General features: G+C 66.9%; 19 protein-coding genes and 2 pseudogenes. 15 read left to right on the plus strand and 6 right to left on the minus strand.

Going from position 1 to position 21,246, the window contains the following annotated elements; translation table 11 throughout:
• The first annotated feature begins 26 nt into the window (after positions 1–26).
• Genes ACOGXQ_RS05385 through ACOGXQ_RS05395 form a run of 3 tightly spaced genes read left to right on the plus strand, consistent with a single transcriptional unit; the run spans position 27 to position 1,853 of the window.
• Positions 27–326, plus strand: a complete 300-nt coding sequence (locus tag ACOGXQ_RS05385; RefSeq protein ID WP_419946407.1) for a type II toxin-antitoxin system RelE/ParE family toxin — start codon at positions 27–29, stop codon at positions 324–326.
• 19 nt (positions 327–345) lie between these two features.
• On the plus strand, positions 346–1,446 hold the full coding sequence (locus ACOGXQ_RS05390; protein WP_419946408.1) for a HigA family addiction module antitoxin: 1,101 nt from the start codon (positions 346–348) through the stop codon (positions 1,444–1,446).
• Entirely contained in the window at positions 1,443–1,853 is a 411-nt protein-coding gene (locus ACOGXQ_RS05395; protein ID WP_419946409.1) for a hypothetical protein, read from the plus strand. The genes ACOGXQ_RS05390 and ACOGXQ_RS05395 overlap by 4 nt, the downstream gene beginning before the upstream one ends.
• Before the next feature lie 441 nt (positions 1,854–2,294).
• Here the strand turns inward: ACOGXQ_RS05395 and ACOGXQ_RS05400 are convergent, their stop codons facing one another.
• The 3 genes from ACOGXQ_RS05400 to pgsA all read right to left on the minus strand — a co-directional run bounded on the left by ACOGXQ_RS05400 (position 2,295) and on the right by pgsA (position 5,491).
• Positions 2,295–3,197 carry a TIGR03560 family F420-dependent LLM class oxidoreductase gene (locus tag ACOGXQ_RS05400; protein ID WP_419946410.1) on the minus strand — a complete coding sequence of 301 codons (903 nt, stop codon included), beginning with the start codon at positions 3,195–3,197 and terminating at the stop codon, positions 2,295–2,297.
• A gap of 86 nt (positions 3,198–3,283) precedes the next feature.
• Positions 3,284–4,747 carry a molybdopterin-binding protein gene (locus ACOGXQ_RS05405; protein WP_419946411.1) on the minus strand — a complete coding sequence of 488 codons (1,464 nt, stop codon included), beginning with the start codon at positions 4,745–4,747 and terminating at the stop codon, positions 3,284–3,286.
• Between the two features lie 144 nt (positions 4,748–4,891).
• The gene (pgsA, locus tag ACOGXQ_RS05410; protein ID WP_419946412.1) at positions 4,892–5,491 is read right to left on the minus strand and encodes a CDP-diacylglycerol--glycerol-3-phosphate 3-phosphatidyltransferase; all 600 of its coding nucleotides are present in this window, start codon (positions 5,489–5,491) and stop codon (positions 4,892–4,894) included.
• A 192-nt stretch (positions 5,492–5,683) separates the two neighbouring features.
• Here pgsA and ACOGXQ_RS05415 point away from each other — a divergent pair, with 192 nt between their 5' ends.
• Both ACOGXQ_RS05415 and ACOGXQ_RS05420 read left to right on the plus strand, forming a co-directional pair.
• Positions 5,684–8,080 carry a heavy metal translocating P-type ATPase gene (locus tag ACOGXQ_RS05415; protein WP_419946413.1) on the plus strand — a complete coding sequence of 799 codons (2,397 nt, stop codon included), beginning with the start codon at positions 5,684–5,686 and terminating at the stop codon, positions 8,078–8,080.
• Positions 8,081–8,113: 33 nt separating this feature from the next.
• The gene (locus tag ACOGXQ_RS05420; RefSeq protein ID WP_419946414.1) at positions 8,114–9,217 is read left to right on the plus strand and encodes an aminotransferase class IV; all 1,104 of its coding nucleotides are present in this window, start codon (positions 8,114–8,116) and stop codon (positions 9,215–9,217) included.
• Positions 9,218–9,838: 621 nt separating this feature from the next.
• Here the strand turns inward: ACOGXQ_RS05420 and ACOGXQ_RS05425 are convergent.
• Positions 9,839–11,284 (minus strand): amidase, encoded by a 1,446-nt coding sequence (locus tag ACOGXQ_RS05425; protein ID WP_419946415.1) that lies wholly within the window; start codon positions 11,282–11,284, stop codon positions 9,839–9,841.
• Between the two features lie 220 nt (positions 11,285–11,504).
• Here ACOGXQ_RS05425 and ACOGXQ_RS05430 point away from each other — a divergent pair, with 220 nt between their 5' ends.
• The 10 genes and pseudogenes from ACOGXQ_RS05430 (at position 11,505) to ACOGXQ_RS05475 (ending at position 20,272) form a co-directional block, all read left to right on the plus strand.
• On the plus strand, positions 11,505–12,698 hold the full coding sequence (locus tag ACOGXQ_RS05430; RefSeq protein WP_419943792.1) for an ISL3 family transposase: 1,194 nt from the start codon (positions 11,505–11,507) through the stop codon (positions 12,696–12,698).
• A gap of 213 nt (positions 12,699–12,911) precedes the next feature.
• Positions 12,912–14,285: a M20/M25/M40 family metallo-hydrolase gene (locus ACOGXQ_RS05435; RefSeq protein ID WP_419946416.1), complete on the plus strand. Its 1,374-nt coding sequence runs from the start codon at positions 12,912–12,914 to the stop codon at positions 14,283–14,285.
• A 122-nt stretch (positions 14,286–14,407) separates the two neighbouring features.
• Positions 14,408–15,217 carry a Fe-S cluster assembly ATPase SufC gene (sufC, locus tag ACOGXQ_RS05440; protein WP_419946417.1) on the plus strand — a complete coding sequence of 270 codons (810 nt, stop codon included), beginning with the start codon at positions 14,408–14,410 and terminating at the stop codon, positions 15,215–15,217.
• A gap of 17 nt (positions 15,218–15,234) precedes the next feature.
• Positions 15,235–16,473 carry a SufS family cysteine desulfurase gene (locus ACOGXQ_RS05445; protein WP_419947343.1) on the plus strand — a complete coding sequence of 413 codons (1,239 nt, stop codon included), beginning with the start codon at positions 15,235–15,237 and terminating at the stop codon, positions 16,471–16,473.
• A 42-nt stretch (positions 16,474–16,515) separates the two neighbouring features.
• Positions 16,516–17,049: a Fe-S cluster assembly sulfur transfer protein SufU gene (gene sufU / locus ACOGXQ_RS05450; protein WP_419946418.1), complete on the plus strand. Its 534-nt coding sequence runs from the start codon at positions 16,516–16,518 to the stop codon at positions 17,047–17,049.
• An 80-nt stretch (positions 17,050–17,129) separates the two neighbouring features.
• Positions 17,130–17,384: pseudogene (locus tag ACOGXQ_RS05455) on the plus strand (acyl-CoA dehydrogenase family protein); the annotation flags it as partial.
• A gap of 244 nt (positions 17,385–17,628) precedes the next feature.
• Positions 17,629–17,952 (plus strand): hypothetical protein, encoded by a 324-nt coding sequence (locus ACOGXQ_RS05460; RefSeq protein WP_419946419.1) that lies wholly within the window; start codon positions 17,629–17,631, stop codon positions 17,950–17,952.
• A 60-nt stretch (positions 17,953–18,012) separates the two neighbouring features.
• Positions 18,013–18,309 (plus strand): hypothetical protein, encoded by a 297-nt coding sequence (locus ACOGXQ_RS05465; protein ID WP_419946420.1) that lies wholly within the window; start codon positions 18,013–18,015, stop codon positions 18,307–18,309.
• A gap of 351 nt (positions 18,310–18,660) precedes the next feature.
• Entirely contained in the window at positions 18,661–18,909 is a 249-nt protein-coding gene (locus ACOGXQ_RS05470) for a hypothetical protein (protein ID WP_419946421.1), read from the plus strand.
• A 573-nt stretch (positions 18,910–19,482) separates the two neighbouring features.
• Positions 19,483–20,272: pseudogene (locus tag ACOGXQ_RS05475) on the plus strand (transposase).
• A 265-nt stretch (positions 20,273–20,537) separates the two neighbouring features.
• Here the strand turns inward: ACOGXQ_RS05475 and ACOGXQ_RS05480 are convergent.
• Entirely contained in the window at positions 20,538–20,930 is a 393-nt protein-coding gene (locus ACOGXQ_RS05480) for a PIN domain-containing protein (RefSeq protein ID WP_419946422.1), read from the minus strand.
• Positions 20,930–21,217 carry an AbrB/MazE/SpoVT family DNA-binding domain-containing protein gene (locus ACOGXQ_RS05485; RefSeq protein WP_419946423.1) on the minus strand — a complete coding sequence of 96 codons (288 nt, stop codon included), beginning with the start codon at positions 21,215–21,217 and terminating at the stop codon, positions 20,930–20,932. The genes ACOGXQ_RS05480 and ACOGXQ_RS05485 overlap by 1 nt, the downstream gene beginning before the upstream one ends.
• Positions 21,218–21,246 lie beyond the last annotated feature (29 nt).

The raw sequence follows: 21,246 nt of genomic DNA on the forward strand, positions 1-21,246 counted from the left end.
CACCTATAGGGTGAAAGTGTGAACACATGCGGATTGACTTCGAAGACGACGATCTTCGGCGCCTGTACGAGGAACATGACCTCGTGCTGCCGCGGATCGGGCCGGAAGTCACGAAGGCTTATCGCAAGACCGTGGGGTTCCTGGTTGCAGCACCGACTCGGGCAGACCTTCGGGAGTACCGGGCCCTGCGACTCAAGAAGCTGCAGGGAGACCGGCAGGGACAGCATTCCGTTCGACTCAATCGGCAATGGAGACTCATCATCCGGTTCGAGACCGACACGGACGGCCAGCTCCTGATCGTGATCGAAGTAGTCGACTACCACTGAGAAAGGAGGACCCAGAGTCGTGGCTAGCAACTACACACCAGCCGAGGCATTTGCGCCAGGCGAATACCTCCGCGACGAACTCGAAGAGCGGGAATGGACCGTGACCGAGTTCGCCGAGATAATTGGACGCCCGATCCAGGCGGTGTCCGAGATTCTCAATGCAAAGAAGGACATCACTCCGGAGACCGCAGTCTCCTTCTCGGAGGCACTCGGCACCACGGCCGAACTGTGGCTCAATCTGCAGACGGCGTACAAGCTGCACCTGCAGCGGGTCGCGGCAACCTCACAGGACATGACGCCGGTTGCCCGGCGTGCTCGCCTTCGCGGTCGTCTTCCGTTGGCAGAGGTGCGATCCCGCGGATGGATCCCCGACTCGACCGATCTCGACGCTACGGAGGCTGCCGTCTGCGAGTTGCTCGAGATTCCGTCACTTGACGACGACTGCCAGTTCCTGATCGCCGCTCGTCGGTCCAACCCCGATGAGCCAGTCAGCGACAAGCAAAGTGCGTGGCTTGGACATGTTCGACAGATGGCTCAGAGGCAAGTCGTTGGCGAGTACAGCCGCAGTGCCTTGGAGTCACTGGCGGCCGAGCTACCTCACATCGCACAGGATGGCCCAGATGTGTTGCCCGATCTGCCCGGTCTTCTTGGGGATTGCGGCGTGTGTCTCGTCTTCGCTGAAGGACTCCGCGGTGGGAAGCTCGACGGCGCTGTAACGGTGCTGCGCGATGAGCGGCCAGTCATTGGGCTCACAACCCGCGGCAACCGCTTCGACTCCGTTCTCTACACGTTGCTGCACGAGTGCGCGCACTTGACGCTCCGCCACGTCGGACCGGGGTCGGACACTCCCGCGGCGATCTACGACGACGATCTCTTCGAGCACTCCGAGGACTCTCGTGAGCGAGAAGCAAATCAGCAGGTGTCGGATTGGCTGTTCCCCGATGGCTTCAAGTGCTCATCGATGACTGTGCCGTCGATCACTGAAGCTGCGATGCGCTATGAGGTCCATCCCAGCGTCGTCATCGGTCGAATCCACTTCGAAACGAAGAAGTACCACCTTCATCGAAGCCACATCCCTAAGGCGAAGCCGCCTCTCCAAGACGCAGGACTGCTGTCATGACCGGCTTCTTCGAATGGGATATCGAGGATTCCCGACCGACCTTTTCCTTCTACCTGACCTCGCACAAGTGCAAGAGGCATCCAGCAACCGCGCTCCGAGCAGCTCGCCTCGCCGGCTCGCTCACCGTGTCGGGTCCCGACGGTCCGACAGTCGTCCGTCAGCTACGTGCCGAGGGTCTCGACGTTCCGGTTCGCTTCGACGGTGTCGGATACAACGGCAAGAACCGTCTTGACCCATTGGAATGGGTAGAGGCGCAGCGCGAGGCCGACGCCGCAGAGCTCTTCCTGCCGGGAGTGCTCATTCTGTGGGACGGAGGCAACGACGAACTCCTGATGGACACTGTCAGGGAGCAGACTCGCATTGCCAATGAGCTCGGCGTAAGCTTGGCCCTAGTGGTGCGTCGCTGAAATGGCTGGGGCTGAAGCAAGCCCATTCTTACAGGTCAGCGAGTTGCATGATGCCCGGAAGAAAACTGCGACGCACCACTAGTTGACACGCATGTAATGCCCACAGAGGTTGTCGACGCGGCTGGCGGGTGTGCCTGCGATGGCGTCAGATCCGGTCGACGCTTGAGGACGGATGCGACCATCTCGTCGAGAATGTCCTCGCTCCAGCTTGCGCGGAACAGCCCGGTCCCGGCCAGTCGTACAAGGAGATCACGAAGTGCAGCTCAGGTCCGTGTTCGCAATGAGCGAAGGCTCCAAATCTTAGGTTCGCAAGCGCGCGAACGTTTGTGGACATCGCACTAGGAGGCTGCTGAGCAATTGCCGAAATCGCCGATTCATGGGCACAAAGCCGCAGGTCAGAGCGTTGCAGACTTGCCCGAATCCGAATAAATCAGCAGTCTCCTAGCGGAAGTTGGGCGCGACGTTGTTGATGAACAGATCCATGGAGTGCTTCTTGGCCTCCATGGGGCCGAACGTGAAGTCGGGGATGATCAGCTCATCCACGCCGGCCTGGCGGTACTGCTCGACGACCTCGCTCACCTCGTCGGGTGTGCCGACGATGGTGGCGCGGCCGAGATCCATCTCGCGGAATCGATCCAGCTTGGCAGAGTCCTCGTTGATGAACAGCAGCGCGCACGCCGAGCGGCTGATCTCGGCGGGATCACGACCGATCGCCTCGCAGTGACCGTCCAGCACGCCGCACAGCTCGGCGATGTCGTCAGGCGTGCCCCAGTAGTTCCACTCGCTCGCCCAGCGGGCGGTCGTGCGCAGCGTGCGGCGCCGCCCGCCCCCGCCGATGAGCAGCGGCACCGGCGATTGCACCGGCTTGGGATCGAGCGGTGCCTCGGCCACGGTGTAGTGCTCTCCGGCCACGTTGGTGCGGTGGTTGCCCAGCAGCGAGCTGATGATCTCCACGGCTTCGTCGAAGCGGTCCATGCGGCTGCGCAGCGTGCCGAAATCGAATCCGTACGCCTCGTGCTCGTTCTCCTGCCAGCCGGCGCCGATGCCCAGCACCAACCGTCCGCCGGAGATGTGATCGATGGTTGTGGCGATCTTGGCCGTCAGTGCCGGGTTGCGATAGGTGTTGCCCGCCACGAGCGGACCCAAGCGCACTCGAGGCACGGCCACCGCCAACGCTGCGAGGACCGACCAGGCCTCGTGGACGGGCTGGTCCACGTTCTCCTCGTTGGGCATGAAGTGGTCGGCGAACCACAGGCCGTCCCAGCCGGTCCACTCAGCGTGCTGGCAGCACTCGATGATCGCTGAGATCTCTTGGTCGTTCTTCGTCCAGAATCCGAAACGCATCGAGACAGCCTGCCACCCGGCTGCGCGGCCGCGCACGATTGGTCGGCAGATCAGTGTCTGAGGCGGAATCTGAGGCTGCGAAGCGGCTAGCGGCGGTCTTGGAGGATCAGGCGCAGCAGGTTGAGCGCGGAGATCGCGCTGTAGTCGGCCAAGCGCTCGCGGTCGCCGGGCAAGCGGATCTCGTCGGCTTGATCCCGGTGCGCGACCGCCCCCAGATCGCCGCGGGCAGGCTGCGCCGAAATCGACACAGCCAGAAACGCAGTGCCGAAGGGATGCTCTGGTGTGGCCGCCGCGCGATCCTCGATTGCGGTGACCGCGAGGCCGACGCTGGCGCCAGTGCGCAAGCGGGCAGCACGGGCCAGCGCTTCCGCACCTGCGGCCGACGCGACCGGCGGAACGAGATCGTCGCCCAGCGGGGACACCTCCGATGAGCCGGCACGCAGGAGGTAGTCAATCAGATGTTCCGACCGCGCCACGATGCCACCTGCGAACGTCCGAGGATCGCCGACGTCGGACGCTGTGTCGTCGGAACCGGACGCAAGCCCGGGATCGCCCAGCCTGGCCCCACCTGGCGCAGTGCCTGATCGCATCGCGGCCTCCGCGGAGGACAGCCGATTGGCCATCCGGCCGCCGGTGATGGTCTCCGCGACGCCCAAGGTCAAGCCGAGCTGGCCCAGTTCGGCCAGCACCGCCGTTTCCATGTTGTCGTCGTCGTAAGCGAACACCAAGTCGCCAAGCAGCGCTTCGAGCTTGTCCTGCTCGGCGTCGATGAGCGACCAGGCTTCAGCCGAATCAGCGCCTTTCGCGGTGATCCGCACCTTGATGCCCTCGATGCCGCTCGCCAGAAAAGCCAGCGTGGGGTTGCCGACCTCATCCAGCTCCTCAATGCGTCCGGCCAGCATCTCGGCGAGTCCCGATTCGCTCTGTCCCCAGGTGCGCAGCACGCGGCTCTCGATCGTGGCCGTCAGCCCGGCACGCCGCTGCAGATCGCCCAGCACCGTGCCGTTGAGCATCTCCCGCATCTCATAGGGCACGCCCGGCACCACGTACACCACCCGGTCGAGCACCTCGGCGCCCTCAGGGGCCGCCGCCCCCTCGCCGATGGCCCCGACGCCCCGAACCCAGCGAATCGGCGCCACGAGACCGGGTGCGGTGCCCGGCTGCTGCGGGATCGGCGTCGCGCCGACCGGCACCATCGCCTGGCGCAGATTGTTCTCGGGCATCGAACGGTGGCGGTTGGCGAACATCGACCGGATCCGCTCGGCGATCCGCTCATCGAGCACCAGATCGACCTCCATCACCGACGCCAGCACTTCGCGGGTGATGTCGTCCTGTGTGGGCCCCAGCCCGCCGCACACGATCACCGCGTCGCTGCGGTCGAGCGCCAGCCGGAACGCGTCCTCGATGCGATCGGGGTTGTCGCCCACCTTCGTCTGGTAGTGGCTGTCGATGCCGGCCAGCGCGAGTTGCTCGCCCATCCACGAGGAGTTGGTGTCGACGATCTGGCCCAGCAGCAGCTCGGTTCCCACGGCGACGATCTCGGTCTTCACAGCGGTTGACCCTAGTGGTTCGTCGTTGAGATGGCTGAGGCTGAAGCAAGTCATTCTTGCAGGTCAGCGAGCTGCATGATGCCCGGAAGAAAACTGCGACACACCACTAGGCGGGAGGCAGGGCGCACGCTGCGGCTGGCGGCCTCAGCCGGTTCCATCACCGCCGATCTGCTCCGCGGCGACGCTGCGAGCCGAGCGCAGGTAGGACCAGCCGGTCCACACCGTGAGCGCAACAGCGAGCCACAGGGTGAGCGTGGCAATCCAGTGCGCGTGCGTGGCCAGCGGCGGCATCACCGCAAACCCGATGGCCCACAGCTGGGTGAAGGTCTTCCACTTGGCCAGCGTGGTCGCAGGCACCGAGATCCCCCGGCGGCCGGCACGCGAGCGGTATGCGCTGATCAGCAGCTCGCGCACGGCGATGATGACGATCGGCGCCACGTGGAATTGGCCGTTCCACGACAATGCCGCGAACCCGCCGAGCACCAGCACCTTGTCCGCCAGCGGATCCAGGAAGGCGCCGGCCCGTGTCTCTCCGTGCCGGCGGGCCAGCAAGCCGTCGAAATAGTCGGTCATGGCGATGGCGAACCCGGTCCAGAACGTGACCCAGCGGGGTCCCCACACCGCAATCATCACGATGAACACCGGAGACGCAGCGATGCGGGCGACCGTCAGCAGATTCGCCGGCGTGGCGAGCGCCGTCGGCCCGAACGTCGGAGGCGTGTTCTGCTCGTCCGCCCCCCCCATCGCCGCGCGAGGCTACGCCAGCCGCGCCGAAACACAGCAGAAGCCGGTCGTTACGCTGCCCACAGAGGCTGAGCTGACAGGCGAAGCCGCGGCCCGAGCGGCCCGAGAGTCCGTATTGAATCGAGTCCGTATTGAATCGGAATTGGGAACAAGAGCGGAGACCAACAGGTGCGACAGCGGAACGATTCACCGATGCGCGTCGCCTTCGGGAGCAGCGCGGCGGCAGCCGGTGAGCGCACCGGCGGAACGTCTCGCATCGAACTGGAGCTGCCCATCGGGGGCATGACCTGCACGAACTGCGCACATCGCATCGCCCAAGAGCTGGCTTCCCAGACAGAGGTGACCGACGCTTCGGTGAGCTTCGCGACCCGCCGAGCGCGAGTCGTGGGCTACGAGGACGTGCCGGGAGGACTCGCAGGCCGAGCCGCCGCCGTCGTGAGTTCGCTGGGATATTCGGTGCCGCTGCAAGCCCTGTCGCCAGCGGCGCCCGGTGCGACGTCCGGCGCAGTGCAGAGCAAGAATGAGGCGGGGCCGGCGCCGGCCGATGCCGGTTCCAGCACCGGCGGCGGCTTCGGGCCGGCGTGGCACGACTGGCCGCTCACTGCAGTGCTCGCGGCAGGCTGCTGGCTGGTCTCAATGGTGGACACGCTGCAATTTGCGGGCTGGCGGCTCGCCATCGGCGCTGCCGCCACCGTGGCGCTGGGCTGGGGCGGTCGCCGGGTGCTGGCCAACGCCTGGGGTGCTGCCCGCCACCGCAGCACCACCATGGACACACTCATCTCGCTGGGTGCGATCACCGCATGGGCATGGTCGGCGGCCCAACTCGCGTCAGGCAACAGCGCTCACCTGTACTTTGACGCGGCAGCGGTGATCGTCGCGTTCGTGACGCTGGGCCGCTGGCTAGAGGACCGGGCGATGGCGCGCACTGGCGACGCCGTACAGGCGCTGGCCGAGTTGGCTGTTCCCACTGTCCGGCTCGCCGACGGAACCGAGATCGACGCTGCGGACCTCGATGTCGGGATGCAGTTCGCGGTTCGGCCCGGCGAGCGCTTCGCGGCCGACGGCGTCGTGACCGAGGGCAACTCGACGGTGGACGTCTCGATGATGACCGGAGAACCCGTTCCCGTCGACGTGGCACCGGGCCACGAGGTTGCCGGCGGCACGCTGAACTGCAACGGCGCGTTGGTGGTGCGAGCGACGGCCGTCGGCGCCGATACCGCTCTGACGCGCATCACCGAGCTGACCCGCAGAGCCCAGGACTCGCGTGCCGATGTCGGGCGGCTGGCGGACAGGGTGTCCGCCGTCTTCGTCCCACTGGCGGTGAGCGTTGGGTTGGTGACCTTCGTGGCCTGGTTGGTGATCGGCGGCTTGTGGGGCGATGACGGGGCGACGCTGGCGGCGTTCGGCGATGCGATCACGGCCGCTGTGGCGGTGCTGGTCATCTCGTGCCCGTGCGCGCTGGGCCTGGCGACGCCGGTGGCACTCGCCGTCGGCGTCGGGCGCGCTGCGCAGCTCGGCGTGCTGGTTCGGGGCGCGCAGGTCTTCGAGGACAGCCGCCACGTCGACGCCGTCGTCTTCGACAAGACCGGGACGGTGACCCGCGGGGCTATGTCGGTCACCGATGTAGTCGCCCCGGCTTGGCCCCGGGACGCTGCCTCAGGCGCCACCGAGCTCCTGACGCTGGGCGCGTGCGCGGAGTCGGCATCGGAACACCCGATCGGGCGGGCCATCGCGGCCGCCGCGCTGCCGCAGGCGCCCGAGAGCACACCCGAACTGCTGGAAGCACACGCAGTGCCAGGTGTCGGGCTGACCGCTTCGGTCCGTCTGCCAGCCGGCGCATCGAAGGGTGGTGACCCCGACGCCGGCAACGGAGATCGGGGACCCGTCGTCAAGGTTCGGGTCGGCAAGCATGCGCTGTTCGAGACGGTTCCTGCCTCCGTGAGCGACGCCGTCGCCAAGGCAGAGGCCAGCGGTGCAACAGCGGTGCTGGCCGGCCGGGGTCCGGTCGCCGAGGGCGTCATCGTGCTGACCGACGAAATCGAGCCGTCAGCCCGAGCCGCCGTGGCGGCATTGCAGGACGGCGGCGTCGCCGCGCACCTGCTGACGGGCGACAACGAACGCACCGCCCGGGCGGTCGCTTCCAGCGTCGGCATCACCGAGGTCGCCGCCGGCGTGCTGCCCCAGGACAAGGTGGCAGCGATCGAGCGCCTCCAAGCCGGCGGCGCCCGCGTCGCCATGGTGGGCGACGGGATCAACGACGCCGCTGCGCTGGCCGCTGCTGACATCGGCATCGCTGCGGCATCGGGCGCCGATATCGCCCGTTCCGCTGCCGACATCACGCTGCTGAACCGTGACCTGCGACTGGTTCCCGCCACGTTGGCGCTCTCTCGCCGTGTCCTGGGCACCATCCGGGGCAATCTCTTCTGGGCCTTCGCCTACAACATGGCGGCGATCCCACTGGCCGCCTTCGGAGTGCTGGATCCGCTGGTCGCGGCCGGGGCGATGGCAGCCTCGTCGCTGTTCGTGGTCGGCAACTCGTTGCGCTTGCGCCGTTTCGACACCGGCTTCCGGCAAGCCCCCGATTCCTGAGTCCGCCGCCGCAGCCCGCGTAACATCGACGACGTGGCGCTGCGAACGGTCCCAGTCTCCAACGAGACAATCTCATACGAGAACATGGACGGCAGTGCCGACCCATCGGGCGAGCCCCCCGAAGGCCTGCGCCCTGCCCAGCGGGTGCTGAGCGCCGCTGAAGCCGTCGAGCGCATGAGTGCGAGGCGCCATGGCAAGCGCGGCTGCTACGCCATGTTCAGTTCGTACCTCGGCGGTGTCGTCACCGATCCGGCGGTCATGACGGTGCCGCTCGACGATCACATGGTGCACCGGGGCCACGGCGTCTTCGACACCTGCTCGCTGGTGAACGGACGCCTCTACCGGCTCGGCATCCACATCGACCGCCTGCTCGCCAGCGCCGAAGGCGCCCGACTGGCGGTCCCGTGGACACATGACGAGCTCATTCAGATGGTGGCCGACACGGCAGCCGCATCGGGTGCCCGCGACGGCATCGTCCGGTACTGGCTCACGGCCGGCCCGGGCGGGTTCTCGTTCATGCCCGCCGAGTGCGAGGAGTCCTGCTTCTACTGCGTCGTGCTCGACCCCATGAGCTTCGGCTCGGGCGGTTTCGACCCGATGGTGGACGGCTTCCGCGAGTCCACCGTGCGCAACACGCCGATGAAGCCCCCGCTGCTAGCGCAGATCAAGTCGAACAACTACCTGCTGAACGTCCTGACCCACCTCGAGGCGACCGACGACGGCGGCACCTTCGGCATCATCGTGAACGACGACGGCTGCATCGCCGAGGCCTGCGTGCTGAACGTATGCAGCATCAGCACCGACGGCGTTTTCGTCACTCCCCCATTCGAGGGAATCCTGCACGGCACCACCATGCGTCGCCTGCTGGATCTGGCCCGCGGTCCCCTCTGTGACGAGGGCCTGCTGCGTGAGGTGCAGCAGCGGCCGCTGCGGGCCGACGAGGCCCGCGTCGGCACGGAGCTCATCATGTCCGGCGGCGACACCCACGTCTTCCCCGTGGTGGAATGGGACGGCGTCCCGATCGGCGACGGAACGGTAGGCCCCGTCGCCAAGCGGCTGCACGAACTCATCACCTCCGAGACCGAAGCCGGGGACGGCTCCCCCGACGACTTCATCGAAGTCCAGTACCGCAACTGAGCGAACTCACGCTCTTCACTGGCTGCGGTACGAACGTGAGTCGCCGTGCCGCTGAGCGGCAATCTGTCAGTCACTGTCGGCAGTTCGCGCGTCGCGTCCGATGCTCACCAAGTTGAAGGCCAGACAGTTTCGATCGCACGACAACGTCGAGTTGCCGCTGAACAGGTTCTCGGTGCTCGTCGGCCCGAGCCCGGTGTGCATGCAGGTGATGTCCGGGCACCACGCCCGGTCCGGGGCGCCCTGGGGCGAACTGTCGGCGCAGCAGGTCCGGCGGCTTGGCCTCGCTGCGTGCGGGCGTGGTGGTGCGCTTGGGCTGCCGAGGTCTGACCCCGCAGACCCGGTGGGCTCTCATCAGCCGAACGGAATGGTCAAACCCTCGTTCCGAGAGCGCTATTCCGCCGGCGGTCGAGAATTGGCGCAGGCAAACCCAGCTATAGGACCGTTGTATTTCGAGATCGTGGTGCAGCACCGCCGAGCGTTGACCGAGACGGGCAACCTCTATGCGCACACCGTCGTCGGGAGTGTCGACCGACGGTCACTGCTTGTGTTCGACATTGATGTGAGCGGGCTGCGTCGCCGACCCCGATTCTCGGGCAGGTGCTCGACTTCGGAGCCGGCGCGTCAGACCGCCAGCGGTGGGAGGCGGTCGATGTGGCGGGTGGCTGTCTCCCAGGCGTGGGCCAGCTCCAGCACCGAACGATCGGCTCGGTGGCGGCCGACCAGCTGCAGGCCCACCGGCAGACCGCCGCCGGTGAAGCCGGCAGGCACCGAGATGGCGGGATGGGTGGTGACGGTGATGTCGCTGCACGAGCGCATCCAGTCGATGTAGGTCTCGAACTGGATGCCCTCGATCTCGGTCGGATACTCGACCTCGACGTCGAACGGCGGCACTTGAGTCGCGGGACATGCCAGGAATTCGAAGCCTCCGGCGGCGGGCGACATGAACTCGTCCATTCGGGCGAAGAGCTGGGTGTGGCGGCGGCAAGCCTCAGCGTAGTCGGAGATCGACATCTCGAGGCCCTTGCGGATGTTCCACACCACGGTGTCCTTCAGCTCGTCGGGGTGCGCTTCGAGCAGCTGACCGAAGCCGACGGCGAACAGCCACGCACGACGGGCCTGGAAGACCTGCGGGGCATCGGACAGATCGGGCCACGCCTCGACGACGTCGCAGCCGAGATCGGACAGCACACCGGGAACATTCGCTGTTGCGGCCCGCACCGCGGGATCGACCGGCAGCCCTCCCGCGTCTGGAGACCACGCCACGCGCACCCCGCGCAGGTCGCGCTCCAGCGAACCGGCGAACACCTCGGGCGACTCCTGGATGGAGACCGGCGAGCGATCGTCGGGACCTGCCAGCGCCCCGAGGAAGAAAGCCACATCGGCCACGATCCGGCCCATCGGACCTTCGACCGCCAGGGGGAACCAAGCGTCCATGGCGGTCGCACTCGGCACACGCCCCGGCGAAGGTCGGAAACCCACGATGTTGCAGAACGCGGCGGGGTTGCGCAGCGAGCCGCCCAGATCCGACCCGTCGCACAGCGGCAGCATCCGGGCTGCCAGTGCGACGGCTGCTCCCCCGCTGGAACCACCGCAGGTCTTGGTCACGTCGTACGGGTTGCGGGTGAAGCCGAACACCGGGTTGAAGGTGTGCGATCCGGCGCCGAACTCCGGTGTGTTGGTCTTGCCGACCATGACCGCTCCGGCCTCACGTTGGCGTTCCACGACGATTGCGTCGATGTCGGGCACGAACTCGGCGAACAGCGGCGAGCCCATGGTCGTCCTCACCCCGGCCGTCAATGCCAGGTCCTTGTGCGCCACTGGCAGTCCATGCAGCAGTCCGAGCGACTCGCCGCGCGCATGCGCCTCGTCGGCCGCGGCGGCGCGTACCGCTGCCAGCTCAGGCGTGAACGTCACGATCGCGTTCAGGGCAGGGTTGACCTCTTCGATGCGTGCGAGATGGGCCGCGAGCAGCTCGCGAGCAGAGATCTCGCCCGCCGCCAGCATGGTCGCCATCTGCGTCGCCGCGAGCCCGCAGACGCCCAGATCGCCCGTTGAGCCTGTGTCCATCAGGCAATTCGACCACAGTTCATCCCCACGCCGCGTGTACTCCAGCCGAAACATGCGCAGCAATGCTGACAATGGCGGCAATATTGCGCAGGAAAGGATTAGTGGGAGTTATCGGTCCTTCGCCTTTTTGTGGGATGAGGGGCGGTTGAGGGTCCGCTTGTAGGGGTCGAGGCCCTGCTGGGATCGGTGTTTGAGAGACGCCGAACCCCAGGGGGCCTCGATGAAGCGTGATGTTATGTCGGTGCGGCTGTGGCTGCCGCGTATTGAGGTGCTGGAGGTCGCGGTCGACGCGCCTTTGGAGCTGGTGGTGCGGGTGCGCTCGGCGGTGCGTCGCCCCGAGTGCCCGGGTTGTGGGACGCCGAGCGGGAGGGTCCATGACCGCCGGGACCGCGAGATCCGCGACTTGGAGGTGTCGGGCCGGCCGACCACGTTGGTGTGGGATCGGCGGCGGATGGTGTGCGAGCCGTGCGGGCGGCGGTTCATGGAGGACCATCCGGCGTTCGAGGGCAGCGTCACGGCGCGTCTGGCGCGGCGGGTGGTCCAGGACGCACGCGCGATGACGGTCAACGCGGCAGCCAAGCGCCATCAGGTGGGCTGGAAGCTGGTCAATGCTTTGGTGGTCGCCTATGCGGGGCTGGTCGCCGGTCATCGACGCCGCCGACGGTGCCGTGTTCTGTTGGTGGACGAGACCTCGATCCGCAAGCGGCACCGCTATGTGACGGTGCTCGTGAACGGCGACACCGGCGAGGTGCTCGCCATGGTGCCGCATCGCAACAGCCAAGCCCTGTCGGGGTTTCTGGCTGCTCAGGGCCACAAATGGTGCAAAGGCGTCAAAGTCGTGGTGTCCGACGGTTCCAAGGCATACAAGGCCGCCATCGAGGCGCGGCTCGGCCACGCCCGCCACGTGCTGGACCGGTTCCATGTGATCCGATGGTTCGCCGCCGGGCTGACCGCGGTGCGCCGAGACGTGCAGCGCCGCCCCGAAGGCTCCAAGCCTGTGTTCGACCGCGACGTGTTCCGGGCCAGGTTCTTGCTCATGAGACGGCCCGACAAGCTCGACGCCGCCGAACGCCAACGGCTCGAGGAGCTGTTCGCCGCCCACCCGCGGCTCAAAGCCGCGTGGGACGCGCTCGGCGAGCTGCACGGCCTCTATCTCGCCAAGGACCGAAAGGGCGCCCTCGAAGCGCTCGACCGGTTCGCGGACATCTACGGCACCGGGCTGATCCCCGAGTTCAGCGACACAGTCGACACCTTCTTGGCGTGGCACCCCCAGATCCTCGACTGGCACCAAGCCGGCCGGCCCAGCAACGGACCCATCGAAGGAACCAACAACCTGCTGCAGATCCTGCGCCGCAAAGCCCACGGCTTCACCAACTACACGAACTTCGAAGCCCGCGGCCTGCTACTAACCTGACCCCGCCGAACCCAGCAGCCCGAATCCCACAAAAGGACGAAGGCTCGAGTTATCTGTGCAGGAGTGCCGCCCTTGGCAGCAATGCTGCGCTGGAAATGATGTAGCGCGCGTTATCTGCGCAGAAATGCCGGTCCGACGAGCGCCTCTGCTCAGACTTGGATCACCGGAAAGCCATACGGGACTCTGCTCGCCGTTCGACCTAGCTTGCAGGACATGAGCCAGTCATTCGCCACCGGATCCAGTGACGAGGATCGCCGGACCGGCCAGACCGTCGAGCTGCTGCAGACGCTGATCCGCAACGAGTGCGTCAACTACGGAACGGCGGAATCGGGCGGCGAGATCCGGAACTCCGACACGATCCAGGCGTATCTGGAGGGAGCAGGCCTGGACCTCGGAGTGTTCGACGCAGCGCCCGGCCGCCGTTCGCTGGTGACCCGCATCGAGGGCAGCGACCAAAACGCGCCCAGCCTGTGCCTGATGGGCCATACCGACGTGGTGCCGGTGAACCGGGACGGTTGGAGCCGCGACCCGTTCGGCGGCGAACTGATCGACGGCGAGGTCTGGGGCCGCGGGGCGGTGGACATGCTGAACCTGACGTCGTCGATGGCGGTCGCGATGCGCCACCTGGCCCTGACGGGCTACCGGCCCAAGGGGGATCTCATCTACTTCGCCTGTGCCGACGAGGAGGCCGGCTCGGCCTACGGCGCCCGCTGGATGGCCGAGAACCACTGGGACGCCATCGGCGCCGACTACGTGCTGACCGAGAACGGCGGGCTGCACTCGGGCTCGCCCGATGCGCCGTTCATCGGCATGAACGTCGGCGAGAAGGGCGTGGCCTGGCGCCGGCTGCGCGTGCGTGGCGTACCAGGGCACGGCTCACGGCCGTTCCGCCAGGACAACGCCTTGGTGAAGGCCGCGGCGGTGGTGCACCGCATCTCGCAGTACCGGCCGCCACCGAAGTTCCACGAGCTGTGGCGCGAGCAGGTCGACACGCTCGGAGTCGACGACGAGACCAAGGCCATCATGCTGGACGAGTCACTCATCGAGGACTGGCTGGACGCACATCCCAGCGCGTCGGTGGCGGCGCACCTGTACTCGTGCACGCACACGTCGTTCTCGCCGAATGTGATCGGCGCGCCGACGTCGATGAAGACCAACGTCATCCCCGACCATGTCGACATCGAGGTCGACGTGCGGACGCTGCCGGGTGAGGGCGCCGCCGAAGTCCAGGCGCATCTGGACGAGGCGCTCGGCGACCTGGCCGACGAGGTCGAACTCGAGATCATCATGAACGACCCGGCATCGGTCAGCCGTGTCGAGACGCCGCTGTGGGATGCCCTCGAGGTGGCGGTGGGGCGCCGGTTCCCGACCGCCCGGCTCACGCCGCAGATCATCATCGGGTTCACCGATTCCCGCGTGTACCGAGACATGGGCGCTATTGCGTATGGCGCCGGTCTGTTCAGCCCCGAGTTGGACGCCGGCGACTACGGCGCTCGCTTCCATGGCAACGACGAGCGCATAGATGTCGAATCGCTCGCGCTGACTACCCAGCTCTGGCTCGACGTGGTCGACAACCTCTGGCGCTGAGGCCGCGCCCAGGCCCGAGCGGCCCGTGAACCCAATCACGTGAGAATCGGGAACAAGAGCGGGAAGCACAGGGCGAGATCGGCCCTGTTGAGGCATTTGGGGGCAGCCATACACTGCGCTTGATGGCGGCAGACGACACAGCGCCGCAAGGCGCGGCAAACAGCACAGCGCAGGGCGCTCCCCTCTTCGAGATCGACGGCTTGGGCGTTCGAGCCGTCGACGGCCCGCTGATCCTCGACGGCCTGGATCTGGTCGTCAACGCTGGCGAGTGCCACGCCATCATGGGTCCCAACGGCTCGGGCAAGTCGACGCTCGCCGCCACCATCCTGGGATCGCCCGAATACGAGGTGACCAGCGGCGAGATCCGCTTCCGCGGCGACGACATCGCCGAGTGGGAGCCCGACGCACGCTCGAAGGCGGGGCTGTTCCTGGCGTTCCAATACCCGCAGCACATTGCGGGCGTATCGGTGCGCAACTTCCTGCGACAGGCAGTCTCAGCCCGCCGAGGCGAGGACGTGTCCGCCATCGAGATCTACGTCGCCATGGGCGAGTGGATGTCCCGGCTGGGCATGGACGAATCCTTCATGGACCGCTACCTCAACGAGGGGTTCAGCGGCGGCGAGCGCAAGCGCAACGAGATCCTGCAGCTGGCGCTGCTCGAGCCTGACGTGGCCGTGCTGGACGAGACTGACTCGGGCCTCGACATCGACGCGCTGCGGGTCGTGGCCACCGGCCTGCAGCAGGTGCGTGCCGAGCGGCCGCACATGGGCGTGGTGCTCATCACCCACTACGAGCGCCTGCTGGGAGAGATCGAGCCCGACTACGTGCACGTTCTGGTCGACGGCCGCATCGTGGCCTCAGGCGGGCCTGAGCTGGCGGCGGAGCTGGAACGCGACGGCTACGAGCCGTTCGAGCAGAAGGCCGCAGCGTGAGCACCGAGGTCGACGGCATGGCCGGCTCGTCCATCGACAGGGCCACCAAGGAGCAGTTCCCGCTGCTGCAGCGCACGGTGCACGGCCGCCCGATCGTCTACCTGGACTCGGCGGCGTCTTCGCAGAAGCCCGCAGTCGTGCTCGACGCGATGGACGACTACTACCAGACCATCAACGCCAACGTGCACCGGGGCGCGTACGAGATCGCCGCGGCTGCCACGGAGGAGATGGAACGCGCCCGCGCTGACGTGGCCCGCTTCATCGGCGCCCCGAGCGCGGACGAGATCGTCTTCACCAAGAACGCCACCGAGGCCATGAACCTGGTGGCCCGGTCGTGGGGCGGCTCGGGGCTCGGGCCGGCTGATTCGATTGTGCTGTCAGAGATGGAGCACCACGCCAACATCGTGCCGTGGCACATCCTGGCTGCCGAGCGGGGATTCGAGATTCGCTGGATACCGATCACCTCCGACGGCCACTTGGACCTGACGCGCCTCGACCGGCTGCTCGACGGGGCGAAGCTGCTGTCGATCACGGCCATGAGCAACGTGCTCGGCACGCTCAACCCGATCGAGCGCCTTGCCCATGCGGCCCATGACGCCGGGGCGTTGATCAGCGTGGACGCCAGCCAGTACGTGCCGCACCTGCCCACCGACGTGAACGCCATGGGAGTCGACTTCATGGTGTTCACCGGTCACAAGATGTGCGGCCCCACCGGTGTCGGGGTGCTGTGGGCCCGCTCCGAGCTGCTCGAGGCCATGCCGCCGTTCCTCGGCGGGGGCGAGATGATCCTCGACGTAACCAAGGAGGGCTTCCTCCCCAACGTGGTGCCCCACAAGTTCGAGGCCGGCACCCCGCCCATCGCCGAGATCGTGGGCCTCGGGGCCGCCGTGCGGTTTCTGGAAGGGCTCGGCATGGACGCGGTGCGCGCCCACGAGGTCAGCCTCACCGGCTACGCGCTGCGCACACTGTCTGAGCGTCACGGCGACGACCTCACGCTGCACGGGCCGTCAGAGCCGGCCCAGCGGGGCGGTGTGCTCTCGTTCTTGTTCCGCGATGTGCACCCCCACGACATCTCTCAAGTGCTGGACCAGAGCGGCGTGTGCGTACGGGCCGGGCACCACTGCGCGAAGCCCCTGATGGCATGCCTCGGCGTGGGGGCCACGACGCGGGCCTCGCTGTATGTGTACAACGACACTTCGGACATAGATTCGCTGGCAGATGCGCTCGACGAGGTCGGCGCGCTGTTCGGCCGCTGAGAGCGACAGGACGAGGGCAGGACCGGGGCAGAACGGAACCTGATGGCTGGACTCGAAGACCTGTACCGAGAGATCATCCTCGATCACTACCGGAACCCTCGCAACCGGGGCGAGCTGGAGTGCCCGCCTGCGCATCGCAGCGAGGGCTTCAATCCCCTCTGCGGTGACGAGGTGGTGCTGACGTTCGAGATGGACGGAGGAGTCGTGACCGACCTGCGGGTCGGCGGATACGGCTGCTCGATCAGCCAGGCGTCGGCCTCGATGATGTCTGCTGCGGTGATCGGCAAGTCGGTGGGCGAGATCCGCGACCTGACGCGGGCTTTCAAGGCCATGATGTCGATCCACGAGGAGTCGATCGGCGGCGACGGCAGCAAGTCCCTCGGGGGCGAGCCATCAGATGCAGAAGCGCTCGACGGCGCATCCGACGCTGTCGGCGCCAATGACGGCGCGACGCTGCGGCTCGGCGATCTGGAGGCGCTGCGCGGCGTCGTGAAGTTCCCGGTGCGCATCAAGTGCGCGACGCTGGGCTGGAATGCGCTCGCAAGCGGTCTCGACGAGACTGCCGACGCAAGCTGAGTTCTCCGATTCCCCGGTTCACCGCTGCGCGCAGCCGCTAGGTCTGCACCGTGTCAGCGGGGCCTGCTTCTATAGGAACCATGTCTGCCGCTGCCGATCGCCGAGCCGAACTCGTCGAGCGGGCGCGGCAGCTTGCGCCGAAGCTGGCCGCTCAGGCTGCGGCGGACCTGTGGGCGAGGCGGGTCGCACCAGATGTCATCGCTGAGCTCCGCTCGGCCGAGCTGATGACGATCGGCCAGCCGAGCGCCAACGGCGGCCAGGAGCTCGACTGGATCACCTATCTCGAGGTCAACGCAGCACTGGCCGAGGGCTGTCCCTCGACGACGTGGCATTCGTGCGTCGGCAATGCGCACGCCTGGCTGGTGGGTCACTGGCCCGACGCCGCGCAACAGGACATCTACGGCAGCGGTCCCGATCAGTACGTGGCGGGGGTGCTGGTGGACCGGGGAGATGCGACCCCCGTCGACGGCGGCTGGACACTCAGCGGCTTCTGGCCGTTCGGCTCGGGCATCGACCACGCCGGCTGGGTGATCTTGGGGGCACTACCCGGCCCCAGATGGCACCGGGCCGATCTCGGGCATGTTCGTGCTGCCGGCCAGCGATCTCACGGCACTCGACGACTGGCATGCCAACGGGCTGCGGGCCACCGGCAGCAGCAGCATCGTGGCCGACGAGGTGTTCGTGCTTTCCCACAGGTTCATTTCCGGCGAAGTGCTGGCATCAGGCCGGACGCCGGGGATGGAGCGCAATGTCGGCTGGATCCAGCGCAGCCCGCTGATGCCGACCCTCGCCTACGCGCTGGTGCCGCCGGCCCTCGGGGCCGCGCGGGCGTCTTTGGCCGCGTTCGCCGTGGAAGTCGACGGCAAGGTGATCAGCCACGTCGATGTGCTGCAGACCGACTGACCGCTGACGCACCGCCAGTTCGCCGAAGCCCATGCGCTCGTCGACCAGGGCGAGCTGCTGATGCGACGCACGGCCGATCTGCTCATCGAGACGGCACGCAACGGCGAATCGCTCGAGCTTTCACTGCGGGCACGGGTGCGCTTGGACTGCGCGTACGCCGTCCGGCGCTGCCTCGAGGCGACCCAGAGCATCTACCTGGCAACCGGTGGCCGGGGCGTGCGCGACTCCAACCGGATCGGCCGCCTGCAGGCCGATCTGCAGGCCATCAACATGCACGCCATCACAGCCCTCGACCCAGCCCTCGAGGCCTACGGACGCATCCTCATGGGCCGCCCGCCCCGCACCCCCCGCCTCTAGCAGGGTGCTGAAAAAGTCGATTTTCGGGCGGTGCCCGGTTGCAAACCCGCAGGTCAGGGGCTTGCGCTTCCGGCCAGACCTGCATATTTCAGCTGCCTGCTAGACAGCCCGCTGCGGCCCGCGAGTGCAAGCAGTGGCGCTACTGCAACTCCGTCCGTGTCGTGGTCAAAGGTGGCGACAGCTCAGCTTGCGCCAAACGCTCCAATTCAATGCCCCACTCTGCCAGCGCAGCGAACAGATCGAACGCTGTGTCGGCTCCGACGTTCACACCCGTTGGTCGCTTCGCGCCGCCTGCCGCTCTGAGGCCCCGCCGAGACGCGGGCGCTCAAGTCTGCATGAGACACTGGCGGCGTGGCCGACGACGATTTCTTGGAGGTCCATGTGGACGAAACCGGCGACCGCGGCTTCGGGCCGAGAGCGTCGCCGGTCTTCTGCCTGGCAGCATGTGTGTTCAGACGCTCCAAAGTCCATAACGCGCTCGCGCCAGCAGTGTGGGGCAAGCGCGATCTCGAGTCGTACGCAGTTAAGTCGATGGTCGAGGGATGGCACCAGAGCCAAACGTGGTGGCCGGCGTTCACCGCCCGAGTGCCTGTGCAGTAACGCAAAACGAGGAACCGGGCCGACTCAATGGCATTTGCCAAGTGACACGGTTGCCCGCGCCGTCGGTTGATCCCGCGTTCCTCGCTGCCAAGAGCCTACACACAATTGCGAACTATCGCGCGGCCCGACTTACTCAACCACGCCACGTAGCCCGCCAGAGTCCCGCTCTCGCCCGACGCAAGCATCAAGCCGGCACTGCTTCGGCACTCCGCTAGCCGCGGGCGCAATCGGCCGATCCAGGCACTGGTCGGCTTGGACTATCCGCGTTCAGGCACCTGCTTGTCGAGCAGCCGGCACTCCGCGCCGATGCCGGCCATTGCTGCCCGGATTCGTGGTCCGTCGTCGCCTGACCACACGCTCACGAACGCCTCCACCTGCAGCGACCTTGAGCACTACAAGTCCTCAGATCGAAACACTGCAGATCCTCATGCTCGAACACTACGAATCCGCAGTCGGCGCACTCTCCGAGATTCAGAATTCCTGCGAATCCTCTGGCCGTGGCGGCTAGGAGTCTGCTGATTTATTCGCCGTGATTTCCGCGTCCGGTGGTGCGCTGCGCGGGACACTGTCGGTATGCAGGGAGCGGCTGGGTCGGATCGGGTTCTGTTGAACGCGTCTGCGGTGTGCGGGCATCTGTTGGCGGCGGGGTCGGTGCATTTGCTGTTGGCTGGGCACCGCAGCCGTTTGTTTCCCGACGAGATGTTCGAGGACTTGTTCCCCTCAGGTCGGGGGCGTCCGTCGGTGCCGGGCGAGACGGTGGCCGCGGTGATGGTGCTCCAGGCGCTCGAGGGTCTGTCGGACCGGGAGGCGTGCCGGCGTTTGCAGACCGACGTGGCGTGGAAGGCCGCGGCGGGGCTGGCGCTGACCGACGGGGCGTTCCACCCGACGGTGCTGACCTTGTGGCGCAACAAGCTGCGGGCCAGCGGCCGCCCGGATCGTGTCTTCGACGCGGTGCGCGAGCTGGTCGACCTCACGGGCGCGGTGGCGGGCCGGTCCCGGCGGGTGCTGGACTCGACGGTGCTCGACGACGCTGTGGCCCGTCAGGACACGGTGACGATGCCCCCAACGGGTCCGCTGCACCACCGCCAAGAACGGGCGCACCATCAAGATCAACCCCCGCCACGGCCTGCTCAAAGCAGCCCGAGCCCAAGCCCGCACACCCGAGTTCCAGCACGACTACCGCACGCATCGGCCCATGGCCGAAAGAACCATCGCCTGGACCGTCCGCCGAGCACGAAGATGCCCCTACCGAGGGACCGCCAACAACCGGCACTGGCTGCGGCTGCGCGCAGCAGCCGTCAACCTCCAACGCCTCACCAGCCTCGGACTGCACCACAACGGCACCCACTGGGCCATCGCCTGACCCAGCCCCAAACCCCCGACACACGAACCCGCCCCCGCACCACCGACCCGGCCCCGCACCACGCCAACACCGCCGGCCCAGCAAACCACTTGCTCAGCACCCTCCTAGGAGGGTGGTCGGAAAAGGGGATCTTGCCGACACAGCAAGTCCCTGACCTGCGGGTTTGCATCTGACAAACGCCGAAATAGCGGCTTTCCGACCAGCCTCCTAGAGCAGGAGATGCCGCGGGCGCGGCGAAGGGCAGCGAACTCCAAGGGCGAGGGCGCTACTGCGCTTGGCGCAGGTCGCGCCAGCGCCAGGAGGCGTCGGGCGCGAGCAGCTCAGGATCGCCAGTCCACAACTCGGCATCGTGCGCGATGGCTGTGGCCGCAGCAAAAGCGTCGGCGTAGGACATCCGGTACTCCGACTTGAGCTTCGCCGCTTCGACGACCCGTAGGGCACTCGGCATCTCGGCATCGACGTTCGCCAGGAGACGGGGCAACAGCTCGTCAGCGAGTGGCGAGCCCCAGCGGCGACGAATCGAGTAGTACACCTCCCCGACGTTGATCCACGACATAACAGCCTCGCCATCCTCGAGCAACTCGGTCATCTGACGTCCAAGCGATTCCCGGCCCTGCATGAACTGCATGACCGGCCAGGCGTCCAGCACGACCGTCATCAGCCGGGCCGTCCGGGACTCTCATCGTCGGACAGCGATGCCTCGTACCGTGCATATCGGGCTTCCTCCAGCTCACGATCGAATCGCCGTTCTGCCATCAAGTCATCGATCAGGCTGGGCTCGCCTGGCAAGCAACCGAACAAGGCGCGGACGTCATCGCTGCGCCGGACGCTCACCGAATCGCCGTCGCACCAGAAGCTCACACGGTCGCCCGGCCGGATGCCCAGTTCGTCGCGCATTTCCTTCGGGATCACTACCTGCCCCTTCGGCCCCACCTTGTGAGTCATACCAATGAGTATAACCGAGGTACCGCTGG

It is taken from the genome of Candidatus Poriferisodalis sp. (assembly GCF_965208485.1).
In the GTDB taxonomy this organism is placed as follows: domain Bacteria; phylum Actinomycetota; class Acidimicrobiia; order Acidimicrobiales; family Poriferisodalaceae; genus Poriferisodalis.